The following is a 17,957-nucleotide window of genomic DNA, read 5'->3' as shown; positions in this document are numbered from 1 at the left end:
AAGGCCCGCGTCTAGCGCCGCCCGGCCATGCGCGTCAGCCGGATCAAGGCGCGCTCGGCCAAGGCGCGGGTTGGCGCGCGGGTCGAGGATCGCAACGCCAGATCGGTCGCCGTCAGATCGCGCAGCGCATCCTCGACCCGTTGCAAGGACCAGTTCTGCGCCTGGCGCAGGATTTGGTCGCGGCGCGGGCCAAAAACAGGCGGGCGCAGGGTGCCAATCGCTTGCCCCGGGCCGCGCGGATCACTGACCAAAGCGTGCAAGATGCGGAAATGCCGCGCGGCACCGATGCACACGGCGACAGGCTGCACGCCCTGCGCCTCGAGCCGCGCCAGAATCGGCGCCAGATCCGCAATCCTGCCGTCGGCCATCGCATTCAGAACGTCGTCGATATCGGCATCCGGGCTGAGTGGGGCCAAGATGGCGATCTCGGCGGGCGTCAGCGGCGCGCTGTCGCCAAGTTTATAAAGCGCGATTCGGGTCAAGGTCTGGCGGAAATCGCCGGGCTCCAGCGTCAGGGCCAGTGCCGTGAGGTCGCGCATCGACTCGGGCGGCAGATTGGTCAGCCCTTCGGCGGCGAGCATCCGCTCGATCTCGGCGCGGTCGGGCGGGTTGTCATAGATCGCGAGGCAATAGGCGCGCTTGTCGCCCTCGAACAATTTCAGGAGTTTCGAGGTTTTCTTGAGGTTGCCCGCCGTGGCCACGATCAAGGCATCGCCTTCGGCCCATTCCGAGAGCGCCAACCTCAGCGCATCCACCGAAAACTCATTGGCCTCGTCGATCACCACGGCACGCGGGCCGGGGAAAAACCCCTGCGCCTTGATCGCGTCAATCGCGGCGCTGGTATCCTTGCGCAGATCGCCACCCGGCAACCGGGTCAGGCGCATTTCGGTGTCGGCATCGGGGCCGGTGTGCGCCTTGACCAGTTCCGCGCGCTTTTGCGCGACGCGCATTGCGTCGGCACCATAAATCAGAATGCCGGGCGCACGCGGATCCGGGCGGTTCAGAAACCCAACCGCATCGCGTGGCGACAATTTCATGCCGCAGTCAGGCCCGGTTCGGTATAGAGCCGGGTGGCAAGCGCCTCGGCCAGGATCCGCATCAGGCGCAATTCGGCGTCTTCGGCGGCGGTCATGGTGGCAAATTGCGTGCTGGTCGTGGAATAGGTGGTGTTGTTGGCGACTTGTCCGCTGGCAACTTCGGTGCCGGTGCCCATGTCGGTAACAACGAAATCCAAAGTCCCGAACAATTGCACCCGAGTCGCGCCGATGTTCTGGATGTTGCCCGCCTCGACCTCGGTTTGCGTGATCGTATAGGCCAACGCATAGCGCGCCGCGGTCGGGCGGCCCAGAAGATCCTCGAACGCCGCGACAAACTGGAAATCGCCGCGCGACACGGGGTCATCGGCGCGAATCGCCCCGCGCAACGCCCGGCCATTGCCGTTCGGGCCATAGACCGGGCTGAATCCGCAGGCCGCGGTCGTGGTCAGCGCCGCGAGGCCCGCCAGAAATCTGCGTCGATCAGAGTACAACATTCACGATCCGCCCCGGCACAACGATCACCTTTTTCGGTGTGGCACCACCAAGTGCCCGTTGCACAGCTTCGTCGGCCAGCGCAAGTTTTTCAACCTCTTCCTTGCTGGCATCGGCCGCAACGACGATTTCGGCACGGCGTTTGCCGTTCAACTGCACCGGCAGCGTGATCATGTCGTCCACCAGCATCGCCGGATCGGCCTTTGGCCACGCGGCTTCGGTCACCAGGCCGTCACCACCCAGGCGATGCCAGAGTTCCTCGGCCAGATGGGGGGTCATGGGTGCCATGAGCTGCGCCAAGACACGCGCCGCCTCTTTTTGCATCCGCGCCGACGCCGTGGATTTCCACAGGACGTTGGTGAATTCATAGAGCTTCGCGATGGCTTTGTTGAACGCAAACCCCTCGGTCAGGTCGGTCACGGCGGCAATCGCGCGGTGCATGGCGCGAGCCAGATCGTCGTCGCCCTCGCCAGAGGTGTCGGCGGGCATGTCGGCGATGCGCTCGCCCAGCACCCAGACGCGGCCCAGATGCTTGAAGGTGGCCTCGGCCCCGGCGCTGGTCCATTCGACGTCCCGCTCGGGCGGGCTGTCGGACATCACGAACCAACGCGCGGTATCAGCCCCGAATCGTTGAATGATATTGACCGGATCCACCACGTTTTTCTTGGATTTCGACATTTTCACCGACGAGGTGATCTCAACGGGTTCACCCGTGGCGATCAGTTTGCCGTCCTCGACCGATTCGGGCAGGTGATAGATCGGGCGATTCTGCGCATCCCGGGTCATGTAGATTTCGTGCGTCACCATGCCTTGCGTGAACAGCGCGTTGAATGGCTCGATGGCGGACACGGGCAGGTGGCCGGTCTTGTGCATCGCGCGGGCAAAGAATCGCGAATACAGCAGATGCAGAATCGCGTGCTCGACGCCGCCGATATATTGATCGACGTTCATCCAGTATTCGGCCTCGGCCAGATCGGTGGGCGTGGCGGCGTGGGGCGCGGTAAAGCGGGCGTAATACCACGACGAATCAACGAACGTGTCCATCGTGTCGGTTTCGCGCAGCGCGGGCTTGCCGCAAGACGGGCAGGCGGTGTTGCGCCAGGTCGGGTGGCGGTCCAGCGGGTTGCCGGGTTTGTCGAAATTGACATCCTCGGGCAGGCGCACGGGCAGGTTTTCTTTTTTCTCGGGCACCACACCGCACGAGTTGCAATGCACCACCGGAATCGGGCAGCCCCAATAGCGCTGACGGCTCAACCCCCAGTCGCGCAGGCGGAATTTCGTGACACCTTCGCCGATGCCCAGCGATTCGCAATGCGCAATCGCGGCGTCGATGGCGGTCTCGCCCGTCGCGTCCTCGGCCCAGTTGAAGGCTTTGGTCCAGCGCACCGGCTCGGATTTCAGCGGTACATAGGCCTCGCCGCCCTCTTCGGGCAGAGTGTGATCGCCAGACAGCGGCACAAAGGTGCTGATCACTTTCAGGCCGTATTTATTGGCGAAATCGAGGTCGCGCTGGTCATGCGCCGGGCAGCCAAAGATCGCGCCGGTGCCGTAATCCATCAAGATGAAGTTGGCGATATAGACCGGCATTTCCCACGCGGGATCAAACGGGTGCTTGATGCGAATTCCCGTATCAATTCCCTTTTTCTCAGCAGTTTCAAGTGCTTCGGCGGTCGTGCCTGACAGGCGGCACGCGGCGATGAAAGCCGCAATCTCGGGGTTGTCAGCCTCCAGAGCCTTGGCCATCGGGTGATCCGGGCTGATCCCACCAAACGAGGCGCCCAACAGCGTGTCGGGGCGGGTCGTGTAAACCTCCAGCGACTCGAATCCGTCGGGCGCGCCCACCGTTTCGAACGAAAATTGCAGCCCGCGCGACTTGCCGATCCAGTTTTTCTGCATCAGCCGCACCTTGTCGGGCCAGCTGGTCAGCGTATCAATGGCGTCCAGCAATTCGCCCGCATAGTCGGAAATCTTGAAGAACCACTGCGTCAACTCACGGCGCTCGACCACCGCGTTGCTGCGCCAGCCCTTGCCGTCGATCACCTGCTCGTTGGCCAGAACGGTCATGTCGACCGGGTCCCAGTTCACCACCGCATTCTTGCGATACACCAGCCCGGCCTTGAGCATGTCGAGGAACATCGCCTGCTGCTGGCCGTAATATTCCGGGTCACAGGTGGCGAACTCACGGCTCCAGTCAATCGACAGACCCAAGGGCTTCATCTGCCCCTTCATCACCTTGATATTGTTGTAGGTCCAGGTCGCCGGATGGCCGCCCTCTTGCATGGCGGCGTTTTCGGCGGGCATGCCAAAGGCATCCCAGCCCATCGGGTGCAACACGCTGAAACCTTGTGCTTTCTTGTAGCGCGCGACGACATCGCCCATCGTGTAGTTGCGCACATGGCCCATGTGGATGCGCCCGGATGGATAGGGGAACATCTCCAGCACATAGTATTTGGGCCGTGTCGGGTCGGCCTTGGCGGTAAAGCACCCGGCGGTATCCCAGGCCGTCTGCCAGCGGGGTTCGATGTCTTGCGGCTGATAGCGGGCGTCGGTTTGGGCGGACATGGTCAGTTCCTGGATATGAGAGCCGAGATATGAAAAAGCCGGGCCGATGGGGCCCGGCGCTGTCTTACGCGTCGCTTGGCGAGGGGTCCAGACCGAGGTCGCCCCGTTCCGCTGCGATCAGAGGCCAAGCTCGCGAATACGGATCTGGCGGGCGCGGGTGAGAATGGCGTTTTCAACCGCGCGCACGGTTTCCGCGCTGGCCGGACCATTGCGCGACACCAGGGCGACGTTCAACGACCGCGCATCAAGTGCCGCATCGGTCACGGCGATGGTCGCGCGATACGGCCGGCCACCCCCCGGAGGCGTGCCAAAGCCCGTGGTGATCACGCCCGAGAACGGATCAACGGTCTCAATCGGCAAGAAGTCGAGCACTTCCAGCGAGGCCGTCCAGATATAACGATTCACGCTCAGAACCGTGCTGGGATCATCGCGCCTTGAGAACAGGTCCCAAACCGAACCAGAGGAACCCGTCATTTCCTCGCGATCGCGCACCGCCTCGGCCTGTGCCACCGCACGATCATCACCGCCCCCGAACAGCGAGCCCATGCGACCGCCACACGCGGACAGAAAAAGAATCGCACATAGCGCGATGAGTGTTGTCTTTGCCGGAATTGCCGTCATTTGCTGTCCCCACCACGCGATCTATGGTGTTTATAACACTGTCTATACGGGCGCGTGTGTGCGCCCGCGCCAAGGCTGTATCTAAACGACGGGCCGGGGCGGAACAAGCAGTTTGCTCAGGGAACACGCTCAAACGCGCGTGTGTCCTGGAATGCCGCCGAATTTCGGGCGTTGTGAGGGTGAAAATGGGGCGTGGCAAAACTGCACCACAAATACCCAGAGTTCCGCACGCTGCTATGGATGTATTGCAAAGTCGGGGCCGAAAAGGGAAACAGGCAAAGACCCAGCTTACTAACAAGATGGGCTTTGAATTTTTAAGTCTACGAGGGAAACCATGAAGAAACTTCTCCTTGCATCGACCGCATTGGTCCTGTCGGCTGGTCTGGCAAACGCACAAGCACTTACTTTCTCCGGCGAAGGCCGCATGGGCATCAACGGTTCGAACCAAACCGGCGTTAACGTCTGGAACATCGAAAACCGTCTGACCATCAACTTCAACGTCGCAGTTGAAGCCGATCATGGCCTGACCTTCGGCGCATGGGCACGCGCTCGTACCAGCGGCACGACCACTGCAGGTCTGTCGGGTTCGCGCGTCTGGGTTGAAGCCAGCAACCTGCGCCTGACCTTCGGTAACCAGGACGGCGCTATCCGTCAGTCCGGTGTTGCATTCGGTTACGCTGGCGGTTGTGGCGTCGGCTACGAAGGTGGCCAGCAGTGCCTCGACTCCGTTGGCCTGCTGTCCTCGCACGGTCAGAACTCGACCGGTGCTGACAACGAGCAAATGGCTCAGATCATGTACACCATGGGCAGCACCCGCGTGAACTTGTCGCACGGCCGCATGACCGGCACCGAGCTGGGCATCCGCAGCACGTTCGACGCCTTCACCGTTGCATTCGGCTATGGCGACTACGATCTGGGTACTGTCAGCACGGTTGCTAACGGCGACTGGACTGTCACCGGTGTCAGCGCTGTTCAGCTGTTCCGTGACGACACCGTCACCTTGTCGGCACGCTATGATGGCGGTTCGTGGAGCGTTGGCGCAATCGTTGCACGCATCGGCACCACCGGCCAGCGTAACGTGAACCTGTTGGGCGTGCCATTCGGCCCGGTATTCCCGGCTCGCGATTGGACCAACTGGCAGATCAACGGTACCGTCGCTCTCGGTGGTGGTAACCTGTATGGCTTCTTCGGTGAAGTCTATGACGGCACGGTTGTTGGTCTGAGCTACGGCTACGGCCTGGGTGGCGGCGCTACTTTGACCGCTGGCTTCGAGCACGTTCGTGACCAGTTCAACGTTGCTGGCAACGACATCACCACCGCTTCGGTTGGTGTTGCGTTCAACTTCTAATCAACCCACAAGTTGATTATGCGAAGAGCGGGCTCAGGCCCGCTCTTTTGCATTTGAGGGCGGCGGCCAACCCACATAAGCGGAGCTTTGCTTATCCCGCTGATGTGTAGTGCATCGTCGCCAAGAGGCATGGTAAAAGCCCTTACACAGTAGAGGGTTCCAACCGATGCGTCGTCTTTTCCTTATTCTGCCGATCTTGGCCGCAAGCCCCGGTTTTGCAGAGGTAACGCATTCCGTTGAAGCCCAATTCGGCGTGGCCTATTCATCGAACTCAAACCAAACCCGGGGACAGACGCAAACGCTCTACTCGGGACGCTACACATCGCGTTTTTCGCATCAATCCGATAGCGGCGTGATGTTCCGCTTTGAGGTCGGTGCCGACGTCGGCAATTTTGAGCCGCACCACCCCGCAGCGACAATGCGCGCGCGCGGTCAGATCTCCATCGGGTCCGAGTAACGCCTTCCCATTTTTCCTGACCTGTGCCTTTGTGCTGTCATCGCGAAAGGAGAGGCCATGACCCTATCTGCCATCACCGACCGTCTGCGCGCCGCTGAAACGGCCGCCGGGCGTGCGCCGGGTTCCGTGACCTTGATCGCCGTCTCCAAGGTGCAACCCGAAGATCGGGTGCGCGCCGTGCTGGCGCAAGGTCAGCGCATTTTTGGCGAGAATCGCGTACAAGAGGCGCAGGGTCGTTGGCCCGCGTTTCAGCAGGAATTTCAAGATGTTGAACTTCATCTGATCGGCCCGCTGCAAACCAACAAGGCGCGCGCTGCGGTTGAGATGTTTGACGTTATTCATACGGTGGATCGCCTGAAGCTGGCGCAAACCCTCGCGCGTCTGGCCGATGAGCGCGGCACCTGTCCGGACCTGTTCCTGCAGGTCAATACCGGGGCCGAACCGCAAAAGGCCGGGGTCTTGCCCGAAGATGCGGATCGCCTGATCGCCGAGGTTCGCGCGCTGTCGCTGCCGCTGATCGGGCTGATGTGCATCCCGCCCGTTGATCAGGATTCAGCACAACATTTCAAACATTTGGCCGAGATTGCCGGGCGGAATGATTTGCCAGGCCTGTCGATGGGAATGTCGGATGACTTTGAGGCGGCGGTCGCGCTGGGTGCCACGCATATCCGCGTAGGTTCAGCGATTTTTGGCACGCGAAGCGACTGAGGCCGGAACAATCAGGCGGCTGGTTGGCGCAAGATTTTGGGTGATCCACAGCAGATCACGCCGTGCGAAAGCCACACAACCCGCCGTCGGAAACCCAGGGCGTCGCCATGTGTGCAGGAATATCGCCGACCCTTTGCCGGGTTGCGCATCAGGCCAGTTCCAATCCGTCGTCAAAATCAGGTCATACAGCGGATCGGCCCGGCGCAGGATCTCGTGGCTTGCGGCAAAGGGTGCGCGGGTTTGATGGTTATAGGCTGGGTGGCCCGGATCATCGCACCACAGGTCGCGCGGGCCAATCGGGCGCGCGGTTGGTGGCAACAAATGCGCGGCGATCCGATCTGGGCGAAACAGAATGTCGGTGATCCGATGCCTGCCCACCGGGGTTGCCCCGTCGCCCTCGCGTTTGTCAGCCGTAACACCCCCTCGGCCGATCGTGCAGGGAAACACGCGCCCGCGAAACCTGATACCCATTGGGGTGAGGACAAGATCGCACGGCGTCACAAGATATGCCCGGATTTGGCGGCTTTGGTCGCGAGATAGTCGGCGTTCTCATCGGTTTGACCGGCTTGCAACGGAACCCGTTCCAGCACCGTGATGCCGCCGCGTTCCAGCATTGCCACTTTCTTGGGGTTATTGGTCAACAGTTTGACCTGCGGAAACCCAAGCCGGCGCAGCAATTCCGCGCCCAGCCGAAAATCGCGCTCGTCGTCCTCGAAGCCCAGTCGATGATTTGCCTCGACGGTGTCAAAACCTTGATCTTGCAAGGAATAGGCGCGCATCTTGTTGGCCAGACCAATGCCGCGCCCCTCTTGGTTGAGATAGAGCAGCACGCCCGAACCCGCGTCATGCATCGAGTTCAGCGCCGCGTGAAGTTGCGGCCCGCAATCGCATTTCAGAGAGCCCATGACATCGCCGGTGAAACACGCCGAATGCAGCCGCGTCAACACGGGTTGATCGCGCATCGGACGGCAGACTTCGATGGCGTAATGCTCCACGCCACCGTCCTGCGGGCGAAACACATGCAGCCGCCCCATCCCCGCCAGGCGCATCGGCAAACGGGCGGCCACCACCGGGTTGAGGCGGGTTTCGGGTGCTTCGGTCTCGTCCGTGGTCAGCGCGGTCAGGCCGTTCTCTTGCGCGAATTTGGCGGCATCCGGCACGGTCACGACCACCGCAGCGGGCAAGAGATGCGCTGATTTCGCCAGAACAATCGCCGCGCGGTGCAGCGCGGCGTCGCCGTCGCGCCGGGATATCAACGGCCCCTTCATTGGATGGGTCAGATCGTCGGCCGGGTCGGCCAAAGCCTCGATCCAGGCGACGCCGGCGTCCGCGGGCAGCGAAATGCGCGCCAAATCGCCATCATAGGCGCGCGCCTTGAGGGTCTGCGCGCGATGCGCTGTCAGGGCCACAACCGGGGTTCCCAGCATCCGCAAGGCGGCCAGACGATCCGCGGTTATGGCTTCCGCCGAAACGACCAGCGCACCCTGGTCACCACGGGTCAACGCCACGGGCAGACCCATACGCAGGTCGGCGCGGGCACGATTGAGGCGTTCAAGAGGGTTTGGCGACAGTGACATAAGGCCCCGTACTGAAACAATTCCCCTCTGGATGTAAGACAGGATGGGGGAAATTGAAACATAACCCGGTCATTCGACACGTCCGCGTGAGAAAACGCGCCAAACCTTGAAGCTTTGCCTGCCAACAGACACCTTTAGACCAACGACGCCACGTCGGTAGGAGATTAAACCATGTCCAAATTGAGCAAAATCCTGTTGGTAGACGACGATGACGACCTGCGCGAAGCCCTGGCCGAGCAACTGGTCGCCACCGAAGAATTCGACACATTCGAGGCCGACAGCGGCGCCACGGCGATGGAACGGGTGCGTGAGGGCGAGTACGAGTTGGTGATTCTGGACGTCGGCCTGCCCGACACGGATGGTCGCGAATTGTGCAAACGGATGCGCAAAGCGGGGGTGAAATGCCCGATCCTGATGCTGACAGGTCATGATTCGGACGCCGACACCATTCTGGGGCTCGAGTCCGGCGCCAATGACTATGTCACCAAGCCGTTCAAGTTTCCGGTGCTTTTGGCCCGCATTCGGGCGCAATTGCGCCAGCATGAGCAATCCGAGAATGCGGTTTTCCAGCTTGGCGATTATCAGTTCAAACCGGCGCAAAAGATGCTTCTGGATGCCAAGGATCGCAAAATTCGGTTGACGGAAAAGGAAACCAACATCCTGAAATTCCTGTATCGCGCCCCCGATGGGTTGGCCCCGCGCGAGGTGCTGCTGCACGAAGTCTGGGGTTATAACGCCGGGGTGACGACTCACACGCTGGAAACGCACATCTATCGGTTGCGTCAGAAAATCGAGCCTGATCCCTCGAATGCGCGGCTTTTGGTGACGGAACCGGGTGGATATCGGCTGGTTCCTTGAGGGAAAAGTCGGCTCGGGCACGGTATAGATGCCAAGTTTACGCAAAATAAAGGCTTCCGGGCGTATCGTTTCCCAAATACCTCTCCCCTGCGCGTCGGGGTCATGGCGCGCTTCCTCCCTGTTGGACTGATCCGGGCCTGTTTGTGCCCGGATCTTTTTTTATTGCGCATGTGAAGATAAATGGGGTATCCTAACCGGGTTGGGCACGCGTGTGCGCAGCAAACTCCCTGTTGGACTCGGCCCTGAGGTGTTTGGCACCGCGGGGCCTTTCTTTTGCGTGGATGGCCGGTGTAGACCAAGGGCCAGAAAACAGGAGTACTCATGGCGTTCACCTTGGCCACTTGGAACATCAATTCGGTTCGCCTGCGGGCGGGGCTGGTGGAAAAGCTGCTGCGCGAAGAAGCGCCAGACGTGCTGTGTCTGCAAGAATGCAAAAGCCCGCTTGAGCTGATGCCCACAGAGACCTTCGCGGCGATGGGCTATGGCCACATGGTCGCGCGCGGGCAGAAGGGCTATAACGGCGTGGCGATCCTTTCGCGGCTTCCGTTGAAAGACGCCGGGCATATCGACTGGTGCGAAAAAGGCGACGCGCGCCACGTTGCGGCGGAGCTGGAAAACGGCGTGGTGATCCACAACTGCTATGTGCCCGCCGGTGGCGATGTGGCGGATCGTGAGGTGAACGAGAAATTCGGTCACAAGATGGATTTCATGGCCGAAATGCGGGATCGCTTTGCCAAGGATCGTCCGCGCAAATCCATTTTGGTCGGCGATCTGAACATCGCGCCGCGCGAGGATGACGTGTGGAGCCACAAAGCCCTGCTGAAAGTCGTGAGCCATACGCCAATCGAGGTGGAAATCTTTGGCCAGGCGCAAGAGGCCGGCGGCTGGGTGGATGTGACTCGTCAGGATATCCCCGACGGCTTGCTGTACAGTTGGTGGTCGTACCGCGCCAAGGATTGGGACGCGGCGGACAAGGGGCGGCGGCTGGACCACATCTGGGCCAGCGCCGACCTTGGGGCCGCGGCACATTCGTCGCGCATTCTGCGGGCCGCGCGCGGCTGGGAAAAGCCCAGCGACCATGCACCGGTGTTTGCGACATTCGATCTGTAGGGCGTTGATCGAGGGTGGCGCGTCGCTCGGGGCATCGAACCCCTCGCGACGCGCGTGCAGAGCACGCCCGGGGCGGTGCCGCCCCGGCCTGCTGGCGCAGGCATTTTGAGTATTTTTGGCAAGATGAAGCGGTTGGGCCAAGAGGTCGGCGGGCAGGTTTCGCGCGTTTGCCCCTTGGAGTCCGGACACAGCGCACGCATATAGGGTCAAAGCGAATTCCACGAGGAAAACCATGCTGGGCACTCTGAATACCGCGCCGGTCGCGGCCGATTTGATCAAAGACACCACCGAAGCCACCTTCATGCAGGACGTCGTCGAGGCCAGCCAGGATGTGCCGGTCATCGTTGATTTCTGGGCGCCGTGGTGTGGACCTTGCAAAACCCTCGGCCCGGCGTTGGAGGCTGCTGTCACCGCTGCCAAGGGCAAGGTGAAGATGGTCAAGATCAACGTCGATGAGAACCAGATGATTGCCGGCCAGATGCGGATCCAGTCGATCCCGACGGTCTATGCGTTTTTCGAGGGCAAGCCGGTGGACGCCTTCCAAGGCGCCCTGCCCGCGTCCGAATTGAAGTCCTTTGTCGACAAGCTGGCCGCGCTGGCAGGCGACGGTGGGTTGGCCGAGGCTTTGGCCGAAGCCGAAGCGATGCTGGACGGTGGCAATTTCGCGGATGCGGCCGAGGTTTTCGCGGCTATTGTCGGCGAGGAGCCGGAAAACGCTGCGGCCATGGGGGGGCTGGCCCGCGCGCATATCGCCGCGGGAAACCTCGATCAGGCCGAGGCCTTGTTGGCCAACGCGCCTGCCAAGATCGCCACCGCGCATGAGTTGGAGGCCGCGCGCGCGCAACTGGCGCTGGCGCGTCAGGCGGCAACGGCGGGCCCGGTGGATGAATTGCGCGCTCTGCTCGAGGCCGACCCCGCCAACCATCAGGCGCGGATTGATCTGGCACAGGCGCTTCATGCCAAGGGCGATGTGGCGGGGGCCATTGACGAATTGCTCGAGTTGTTCCGCCGTGATCGTGAGTGGAATGACGGCGCGGCCAAGGCCCAACTGCTGACGATCTTCGATGCGCTGAGCCCCAAGGATCCGTTGGTGCAAAAAGGTCGGCGTCGATTGTCGTCGATGATATTTGTTTAACGGCGCAACCGTACTATGTCAGGGTCATGATGAAACTTGTCGACCTGCCTGACACGATTGCACTCTTTCCGCTGCCGGGGGCTTTGTTGCTGCCGCGCTCAAAGCTGCCGCTGCATATCTTCGAGCCTCGCTATCGCGTGATGATCGGGGATTGCCTGAAAACACCGACGCGGCTGATCGGCATGATCCAGCCGCGCGGCGTCCCGGTTGGCGAGGGCGAGCGGCTGCACACGATTGGGTGCGCGGGCCGTCTGACCTCGTTCACCGAGACCGATGACGGGCGCTACATGATCACCTTGACCGGGATCTCGCGGTTTCGCCTGCTGCAGGAAAGTGGCGCGGGCCTGAAACCCTATCGGCAAGCGCGGGTTGACTGGACCGGGTTCGAGGGGGATCTGGGCCGCGTGGAACACGATCCGTCGCAAAACCGCGAGGCGTTTCTGGGCCTTCTGGGGCGGTATTTCGCAGCCTTGTCGCCCCTGACCGACTGGAAAAGCCTGCAAGATGCCGATGATGAGATGATGATCAACGCGCTGTCGATGCTCTGTCCCTTTGCGCCGGAAGAGCGTCAGGCGTTGCTGGAGGCCCCGTCGCTGACCACCCGACGGGAGACGTTGATGACCTTGATGGAGTTCGCCCTGCGCACTGTGTCCGCGCAGCCCGGAGGGCGGATGCAATGAGTTCGGACAGCGCATCGAGAATAGATCGCCACATGCTCGAAGCCTTGGTGTGTCCGGTCACGCAGGGGCGGCTGAACTATGACGCCGCCGCACAAGAGCTGATCTCGCGCACCGCGCATTTAGCGTTCCCGATCCGCAATGGCATCCCGATCATGTTGGCTTCTGAGGCGCGCGAGCTCGATTAGGCCGAAGTTGATTTGCGACGCGGTCAGGGGGCGGCTAGTCTTGGGGTGTCGTGAGACGTCAGGGGTGCGCAGATGATCCATCGAATTGCGGTTTCAAGTTTGGCGCTGGTGGGTTTGGTGCTGCTGTCCGGATGCGCCACGCCGTTGGAGCAGTGTTTACGGCAGGCCAATCGCGATGTTCTGGAAATTCAGCGAGAGCTGGATATCAGGCGCGGCAATGTCCAGCGTGGCACGCGGATCGAGCGGGTGATGATGCCCGAATTGCAGATGTCGTTTTGCGCCGGTCCCGGTGGTCAGCCTGTGCCGTGCCAGCGTTGGGTGCAAGAGACGCAGGAATTCCATCATCCGATCAACCGGGAGTTGGAGCGCGAACGCATCGCCTTGTTGGAGCGCCAGATGGTCCGGGCCGAGGCCGCCGCCGCGCAAGCCTCGGCGCAGTGTCGTGCGGCGTATCCGCCCGAATGACTTAACCGCGCCCAACGCCAAAACGATCCTGCCAGCAAGGCAACAGGTCACCCGGTTCGGCGTGCGCCTGAAAGATCGCGCGCGCAATGGCGCGGCTCAGGCAGATCGCGGCGGCGTGCCCCAATTCCAGCGCGCCTCCCTCGGGCAGGGCGCGCTGGCCCGTCGCCGCGGCAAACACCAGATCTCCGTCGTGCGGCGTGTGGGCGGGGACAATGGCGCGCGCCAACCCGTCATGTGCGGCGGTGGCCAGGCGCGTTGCCTGCGGTTTGGTCAGGATTGCATCGGTGGCAATGATGGCAAGGGTCGTGGCCTCGCCCAGACGTTTCAGCGGCGGCGGGAACAGGGCAGGGTGGTGACGCGCAGGGCCGAGGCCGCCAAATTCCGCGCCAATCTCAAAAGGCGCTGCCCAGAATTCCGGGCCGTCACCCACGGTCACGCTGCCCACGGCATTGACCGCGACCAAGGCGCCGACGGTGACCCCCGAGGCCAGCACCAAAGATGTCGACCCCAATCCGCCCTTGAGCCCCGCGACCGTGGCCCCGGCGCCTGCACCCGCAGTCCCCAGCGAAAACGCATGCCCGCAGGCTGCCAGAGCGGCACGGCCAAGCGCAGGATAGGGATTTTCGCGCCACGCCTTGTCACCGCCGTTCAGCAGATCAAACAGGATCGCGGCTGGCACAATGGGGATGCGCGCCGGACCCACGGCAAAGCCACGGCCGCTTTCGTGCAGCGCGTCGGCAACGCCCTGTGCCGCGCCCAGCCCAAAGGCCGACCCACCGGACAGCACCAGCGCGTCCACCGCCTGCACCATGCGATCCGGGGCCAGCAAGTCGGTCTCACGCGTGCCGGGGGCGCCGCCCATCACATGCACGCCCGCGACCATCGGCTCATCGCCGAGCAGTACCGTGGCCCCACTTTTCAGCGCCACATCGGCGGCGTTTCCTACGCTGAGGCCCGGCACATCGGTGATCAGATTGCGGGGACCGGGGGCGTAAAGGGTCATGGTGTTGTCCTGCAATTGCGGCCTGACGCAGCCTAGGGCGATGTCGGCGAATGGTAAACCGCTAGGCAGCGCAAAGCGAATGCGCTACCACGGAGACAGATTTGATCATTATTCTGGATGGGCATGCAAATCTCTACCGTCGTCAGCACACCCACCAAGTTGCCCGAACACGAGGCGACCTATCGCCGCTTGCATGACATGATGATGTTCGGCGATCTGGCCCCCGGCCAGAAGGTGACCCTGCAAGGGATAACGGCCGCGCTTGGGACGGGTATGACCCCGGTGCGCGAGGCGATCCGCCGTCTGACCGCCGAGGGCGCGCTGACCCTGCATGAGAACCGCCGTATCTCGGTGCCGCAACTGACCTTGTCGCAAGTCGATGAAGTGGCCTTTGCCCGTCTCGCGCTGGAGCCGAAGCTGGCGCAAGACGCGCTGGTTCGGATGAGCGCCGAGGATATCGACGCGCTTGCGGTGATCGACAAAGGGATCGACACGGCAATCGGCGCGGGCGACGTGCAGGCGTATCTCTCGGGCAATCACAGCTTTCACTTCTCGATCTATCAGATGGCCGACGCGCCGATTCTTCTGTCGCTGACCGCGTCCTTGTGGCTGCGGGTGGGGCCGTCGTTGCGCGTGGTGATCGAAGCGGGTGGCTCGATTGGCCCGGACCGGCACAAAGATGCGCTGGCCGCGATGCGCGACGGCGATGCGGCGCGTCTGGGCGAGGCGATCAAGGCGGATATCCTGCAAGGCATCGACCGGTTGCGCGCGGATATCCAGCGACGCCTGTAGCCGAAGCCAGGCGCTTTGCGGCGCTCATTATTCAAGATTGCGTGGCGTCCGGCATAAATTTGATCAAATTCTATTGCCCGAGCTTCCGCCGAGTTGTATCGTGGCCCGAATCCCCGGTCATTGCCGGGCCAGTCGGAGTTTTTTCGCTATGCGCCAGATCACCAACCATATGCCCACCGCCGAACTGCAAGCGCTCGATGCCGCGCATCACATGCACCCGTTCACGACCAACGCCGATCTTGCCAAAAAAGGCGTGCGGATCATCACCCGCGCCGAGGGCGTGACCCTGACCGACAGTGAGGGCCAGGAAATTCTGGATGGCATGGCGGGCCTGTGGTGCGTCAACCTTGGCTATGGCCGTCAGGAACTGGCCGATGTCGCCGCACGTCAGATGATGGAGCTGCCGTTCTACAACACGTTTTTCCAGACCAGCCATGTGCCGGCCATTGCTTTGGCGTCACGGATCGCTGAACTGGCGCCGGGTGATCTGAACCATGTGTTCTTCGCCGGTTCCGGGTCGGAATCGAACGACACCAACATCCGCATGGTCCGGCATTACTGGGCGCTCAAGGGCAAGCCCTCCAAAACGGTGATCATCAGCCGCAAGAATGGCTATCACGGCTCGTCGGTGGGCAGTGGCAGCCTTGGCGGCATGGCGGGGATGCACGCGCAAGGTGGCCTGCCGATCCCGGATATCACCCATATCGACCAGCCCTATTGGTACAAGGAAGGCGGCGACATGTCGCCCGAGGAATTCGGTCTGGCGCGCGCCCGTCAGCTTGAGGAGAAAATTCTTGAGCTGGGCGTTGACCGCGTCGCCGCCTTCATCGGCGAGCCGATTCAAGGCGCGGGCGGCGTGATCATCCCGCCCAGCACCTATTGGCCCGAAATCCAGCGCATTTGCGACGAATACGGCATCCTGTTGATCGCGGATGAGGTGATCACAGGATTTGGTCGCACCGGCAATTGGTTCGGCAGTCAGACGCTGGGCATTCGCCCGCATATCATGACGATCGCCAAGGGCCTGTCCTCGGGCTATGCACCGATCGGCGGCTCGATTGTCTGCGATGAGGTGGCCAATGTCATCGGCGCGGATGAGTTCAACCACGGCTATACCTATTCCGGGCACCCGGTGGCGGCAGCGGTGGCGCTTGAAACGCTGCGGATCATGGACGAGGAAAAGGTGATCGAGCATGTTCGCGATGTGGCTCACCCCTATCTGGCGAAACGCTGGCATGCGCTGGCCGATCATCCGCTGGTCGGGGAAACCTGCTTGATCGGGCTGATGGGGTCGCTGTCGCTGGTGCCGGAAAAGAACGGCAGCAAGGAGTTCGCCGCCCCTGAGGGCACTGCGGGCTACATCGTGCGCGAGCAGTGTTTCGCCAACAATGTCATCATGCGCCACGTCGGCGACCGGATGATCATTGCGCCGCCGTTGGTCATCACGCCCGAGCAGATTGACGTGATGATGGACCGCGCGACACTGGCGCTGGACAAGGCGCACGCGCAGCTCAAGGCCGAAGGTCTGATGAAAGCCGCCTGATGGATCTGCTGACCGTCAATGACCGCGACGGGGTCTATCCGGCCTCGTGGTACGCAGAAACGGCGACGCAATTGTCGCCGTTTCCAAAGGCGCAGGGAGACTTGCGCTGCGATGTCTGCGTGATTGGCGGCGGCTATACCGGGCTGTCGGCGGCGCTGCATCTGGCGGAACGCGGCTATGATGTGATCCTGCTCGAGGCGCAGCGCGTCGGCTTCGGGGCCTCTGGCCGCAACGGTGGGCAGGTCGGCACCGGGCAACGGTTGGATCAGGACGCGCTGGAGGGCATGGTCGGCAAGACTGTTGCGCGCGGCTTGTGGGATCTGTCGCTGGAGTCGGTGGCTCTGACGCGCGATCTGGCGCAGAAACACGCGCCCGATGCGGGGTATGCCCCCGGCATCATCCACGCCGCGCACAAGCCGCGCTACGTTACCGACGCGCGTATTTACGCCGAGAAAATGGCGCGTGATTATGGGTATGATCAAATTCAGCCGCTGACCCGTGAGGCCCTGCGCGAGATCCTCAACTCGCCCGTCTATCACGGCGGCGATCTGGATCGGGGTGCGGGGCATCTGAACCCGCTGCGTTATGCCTTGGGGCTGGCGCGCGCGGCACAGGCTGCCGGGGTGCGGATTTTCGAGGGGTCACGCGTCACCGCCCTGACCCACGCGCAACCCGCCCGCGTTGAAACCGAAAGCGCCCGCATCACCGCCGAGTTTGTCGCGCTGGGCTGCAACGGCTATTTGGGGCGGCTGGAGCCCACCGTGGCGGCGCGGGTGATGCCGATCAACAATTATATCGCCGCGACCCGCCCAATGACCGATACCGAGCGCGCCGCGGTCATTCGTGGCCATTACGCCGTCGCGGACAGCAAATTCGTGGTCAATTACTTCCGCTTTTCCGACGACAATCGTCTGCTGTTTGGCGGTACGGAATCTTATGGCTACAGGTTTCCGGCGGATATCGCCAGCAAGGTGCGCCGTCCGCTGGAGCAGATTTTCCCGCACCTCAAAGACATTGAACTCACCCACGCCTGGGGGGGCACGCTGGGGATCAGTCTAAACCGGATGCCACATTTCGCGCGGCTGTCGGGCACAGTGCTGTCGGCCTCGGGCTATTCCGGGCATGGGGTGGCGATGGCGACGCTGGGCGGCAAATTGCTGGCCGAGGCGATCTGCGGACAGGCCGAACGATTCGACCTGATGGCGCAAGTTCCCTCGCCAGCCTTCCCCGGCGGCGCAAGTCTGCGTTGGCCGTTGATGGCTCTGGCAATGGCTTGGTTCTCGTTGCGCGACCGGTTGTGATTCGCGCGACTCGGCCCGGTGCGCGAAAAGAGAGTGCGCAGGTCCCGGATCGGCGGAAAACTGCCAGATCAACCCAAGGTTGA

Annotated in this window: 19 protein-coding genes; 12 read left to right on the top strand and 7 right to left on the bottom strand. The window is 62.3% G+C overall.

Going from position 1 to position 17,957, the window contains the following annotated elements:
• Positions 1 to 11: 11 nt before the first annotated feature.
• The 4 genes from holA to VDQ28_RS04570 form a co-directional block, all read right to left on the bottom strand.
• Positions 12 to 1,037, bottom strand: a complete 1,026-nt coding sequence (gene holA, locus VDQ28_RS04585; protein WP_323034817.1) for a DNA polymerase III subunit delta — start codon at positions 1,035 to 1,037, stop codon at positions 12 to 14.
• A complete protein-coding gene (locus tag VDQ28_RS04580; RefSeq protein ID WP_323034816.1) occupies positions 1,034 to 1,531 on the bottom strand; it encodes a hypothetical protein in 498 nt (165 codons plus the stop codon). The genes holA and VDQ28_RS04580 overlap by 4 nt, the downstream gene beginning before the upstream one ends.
• Entirely contained in the window at positions 1,518 to 4,091 is a 2,574-nt protein-coding gene (gene leuS, locus VDQ28_RS04575) for a leucine--tRNA ligase (RefSeq protein WP_323034815.1), read from the bottom strand. Before leuS ends, VDQ28_RS04580 begins: the two co-directional genes overlap by 14 nt.
• A 117-nt stretch (positions 4,092 to 4,208) precedes the next feature.
• Complete coding sequence (locus VDQ28_RS04570; RefSeq protein WP_416349353.1) at positions 4,209 to 4,712, bottom strand: DUF3576 domain-containing protein; 504 nt, start codon at positions 4,710 to 4,712, stop codon at positions 4,209 to 4,211.
• Between the two features lie 334 nt (positions 4,713 to 5,046).
• Between VDQ28_RS04570 and VDQ28_RS04565 the strand changes: the two genes are divergently transcribed.
• The 3 genes from VDQ28_RS04565 (at position 5,047) to VDQ28_RS04555 (ending at position 7,225) form a co-directional block, all read left to right on the top strand.
• Entirely contained in the window at positions 5,047 to 6,060 is a 1,014-nt protein-coding gene (locus VDQ28_RS04565) for a porin (RefSeq protein ID WP_323034813.1), read from the top strand.
• 166 nt (positions 6,061 to 6,226) lie between these two features.
• On the top strand, positions 6,227 to 6,517 hold the full coding sequence (locus tag VDQ28_RS04560) for a hypothetical protein (protein ID WP_323034812.1): 291 nt from the start codon (positions 6,227 to 6,229) through the stop codon (positions 6,515 to 6,517).
• 57 nt (positions 6,518 to 6,574) lie between these two features.
• A complete protein-coding gene (locus VDQ28_RS04555) occupies positions 6,575 to 7,225 on the top strand; it encodes a YggS family pyridoxal phosphate-dependent enzyme (RefSeq protein WP_323034811.1) in 651 nt (216 codons plus the stop codon).
• Here VDQ28_RS04555 and VDQ28_RS04550 read toward each other — a convergent pair.
• Entirely contained in the window at positions 7,196 to 7,696 is a 501-nt protein-coding gene (locus VDQ28_RS04550) for a L,D-transpeptidase family protein (protein WP_323034810.1), read from the bottom strand. The genes VDQ28_RS04555 and VDQ28_RS04550 overlap by 30 nt on opposite strands.
• 26 nt (positions 7,697 to 7,722) lie before the next feature.
• Entirely contained in the window at positions 7,723 to 8,802 is a 1,080-nt protein-coding gene (ribA, locus tag VDQ28_RS04545; protein ID WP_323034809.1) for a GTP cyclohydrolase II, read from the bottom strand.
• Positions 8,803 to 8,973: 171 nt separating this feature from the next.
• On the opposite strand from ribA, the gene VDQ28_RS04540 reads away from it, so the two are divergent.
• The 6 genes from VDQ28_RS04540 (at position 8,974) to VDQ28_RS04515 (ending at position 13,235) form a co-directional block, all read left to right on the top strand.
• On the top strand, positions 8,974 to 9,660 hold the full coding sequence (locus VDQ28_RS04540; RefSeq protein WP_323034808.1) for a response regulator transcription factor: 687 nt from the start codon (positions 8,974 to 8,976) through the stop codon (positions 9,658 to 9,660).
• Positions 9,661 to 9,981: 321 nt separating this feature from the next.
• Entirely contained in the window at positions 9,982 to 10,770 is a 789-nt protein-coding gene (locus VDQ28_RS04535) for an exodeoxyribonuclease III (RefSeq protein ID WP_323034807.1), read from the top strand.
• 232 nt (positions 10,771 to 11,002) lie between these two features.
• The gene (gene trxA, locus VDQ28_RS04530; protein WP_323034806.1) at positions 11,003 to 11,905 is read left to right on the top strand and encodes a thioredoxin; all 903 of its coding nucleotides are present in this window, start codon (positions 11,003 to 11,005) and stop codon (positions 11,903 to 11,905) included.
• Positions 11,906 to 11,931: 26 nt separating this feature from the next.
• The gene (locus VDQ28_RS04525; RefSeq protein ID WP_323034805.1) at positions 11,932 to 12,585 is read left to right on the top strand and encodes an LON peptidase substrate-binding domain-containing protein; all 654 of its coding nucleotides are present in this window, start codon (positions 11,932 to 11,934) and stop codon (positions 12,583 to 12,585) included.
• A complete protein-coding gene (locus VDQ28_RS04520; protein ID WP_323034804.1) occupies positions 12,582 to 12,770 on the top strand; it encodes a Trm112 family protein in 189 nt (62 codons plus the stop codon). Before VDQ28_RS04525 ends, VDQ28_RS04520 begins: the two co-directional genes overlap by 4 nt.
• Before the next feature lie 72 nt (positions 12,771 to 12,842).
• Entirely contained in the window at positions 12,843 to 13,235 is a 393-nt protein-coding gene (locus tag VDQ28_RS04515; protein WP_323034803.1) for a hypothetical protein, read from the top strand.
• A gap of 1 nt (position 13,236) precedes the next feature.
• Here the strand turns inward: VDQ28_RS04515 and VDQ28_RS04510 are convergent, their stop codons facing one another.
• Entirely contained in the window at positions 13,237 to 14,238 is a 1,002-nt protein-coding gene (locus VDQ28_RS04510) for a P1 family peptidase (protein ID WP_323034802.1), read from the bottom strand.
• A 123-nt stretch (positions 14,239 to 14,361) separates the two neighbouring features.
• Between VDQ28_RS04510 and VDQ28_RS04505 the strand changes: the two genes are divergently transcribed.
• The 3 genes from VDQ28_RS04505 to VDQ28_RS04495 all read left to right on the top strand — a co-directional run bounded on the left by VDQ28_RS04505 (position 14,362) and on the right by VDQ28_RS04495 (position 17,874).
• A complete protein-coding gene (locus VDQ28_RS04505; RefSeq protein ID WP_323034801.1) occupies positions 14,362 to 15,030 on the top strand; it encodes a GntR family transcriptional regulator in 669 nt (222 codons plus the stop codon).
• A 148-nt stretch (positions 15,031 to 15,178) separates the two neighbouring features.
• On the top strand, positions 15,179 to 16,573 hold the full coding sequence (locus tag VDQ28_RS04500) for an aspartate aminotransferase family protein (RefSeq protein WP_323034800.1): 1,395 nt from the start codon (positions 15,179 to 15,181) through the stop codon (positions 16,571 to 16,573).
• On the top strand, positions 16,573 to 17,874 hold the full coding sequence (locus VDQ28_RS04495) for an FAD-binding oxidoreductase (RefSeq protein WP_323034799.1): 1,302 nt from the start codon (positions 16,573 to 16,575) through the stop codon (positions 17,872 to 17,874). Before VDQ28_RS04500 ends, VDQ28_RS04495 begins: the two co-directional genes overlap by 1 nt.
• Positions 17,875 to 17,957: the final 83 nt, after the last annotated feature.

The sequence above is a fragment of the Pararhodobacter sp. genome (assembly GCF_034676545.1).
In the GTDB taxonomy this organism is placed as follows: domain Bacteria; phylum Pseudomonadota; class Alphaproteobacteria; order Rhodobacterales; family Rhodobacteraceae; genus Pararhodobacter.
Note: the sequence above shows the minus strand (reverse complement) of the source record. Positions and strands in the feature narration are given on the sequence as shown.

Coding starts and splice junctions, on each gene's coding strand:
- VDQ28_RS04510 (WP_323034802.1), bottom strand. CDS start 14,238: ATGACCCTTTACGCCCCCGGTCCCCGCAATCTGATCACCGATGTGCCG.
- VDQ28_RS04495 (WP_323034799.1), top strand. CDS start 16,573: ATGGATCTGCTGACCGTCAATGACCGCGACGGGGTCTATCCGGCCTCG.
- leuS (WP_323034815.1), bottom strand. CDS start 4,091: ATGTCCGCCCAAACCGACGCCCGCTATCAGCCGCAAGACATCGAACCC.
- VDQ28_RS04550 (WP_323034810.1), bottom strand. CDS start 7,696: ATGGGTATCAGGTTTCGCGGGCGCGTGTTTCCCTGCACGATCGGCCGA.
- VDQ28_RS04580 (WP_323034816.1), bottom strand. CDS start 1,531: ATGTTGTACTCTGATCGACGCAGATTTCTGGCGGGCCTCGCGGCGCTG.
- VDQ28_RS04570 (WP_416349353.1), bottom strand. CDS start 4,712: ATGACGGCAATTCCGGCAAAGACAACACTCATCGCGCTATGTGCGATT.
- VDQ28_RS04560 (WP_323034812.1), top strand. CDS start 6,227: ATGCGTCGTCTTTTCCTTATTCTGCCGATCTTGGCCGCAAGCCCCGGT.
- VDQ28_RS04500 (WP_323034800.1), top strand. CDS start 15,179: ATGCGCCAGATCACCAACCATATGCCCACCGCCGAACTGCAAGCGCTC.
- VDQ28_RS04505 (WP_323034801.1), top strand. CDS start 14,362: ATGCAAATCTCTACCGTCGTCAGCACACCCACCAAGTTGCCCGAACAC.
- ribA (WP_323034809.1), bottom strand. CDS start 8,802: ATGTCACTGTCGCCAAACCCTCTTGAACGCCTCAATCGTGCCCGCGCC.
- VDQ28_RS04565 (WP_323034813.1), top strand. CDS start 5,047: ATGAAGAAACTTCTCCTTGCATCGACCGCATTGGTCCTGTCGGCTGGT.
- VDQ28_RS04515 (WP_323034803.1), top strand. CDS start 12,843: ATGATCCATCGAATTGCGGTTTCAAGTTTGGCGCTGGTGGGTTTGGTG.
- VDQ28_RS04540 (WP_323034808.1), top strand. CDS start 8,974: ATGTCCAAATTGAGCAAAATCCTGTTGGTAGACGACGATGACGACCTG.
- holA (WP_323034817.1), bottom strand. CDS start 1,037: ATGAAATTGTCGCCACGCGATGCGGTTGGGTTTCTGAACCGCCCGGAT.
- trxA (WP_323034806.1), top strand. CDS start 11,003: ATGCTGGGCACTCTGAATACCGCGCCGGTCGCGGCCGATTTGATCAAA.
- VDQ28_RS04520 (WP_323034804.1), top strand. CDS start 12,582: ATGAGTTCGGACAGCGCATCGAGAATAGATCGCCACATGCTCGAAGCC.
- VDQ28_RS04535 (WP_323034807.1), top strand. CDS start 9,982: ATGGCGTTCACCTTGGCCACTTGGAACATCAATTCGGTTCGCCTGCGG.
- VDQ28_RS04555 (WP_323034811.1), top strand. CDS start 6,575: ATGACCCTATCTGCCATCACCGACCGTCTGCGCGCCGCTGAAACGGCC.
- VDQ28_RS04525 (WP_323034805.1), top strand. CDS start 11,932: ATGATGAAACTTGTCGACCTGCCTGACACGATTGCACTCTTTCCGCTG.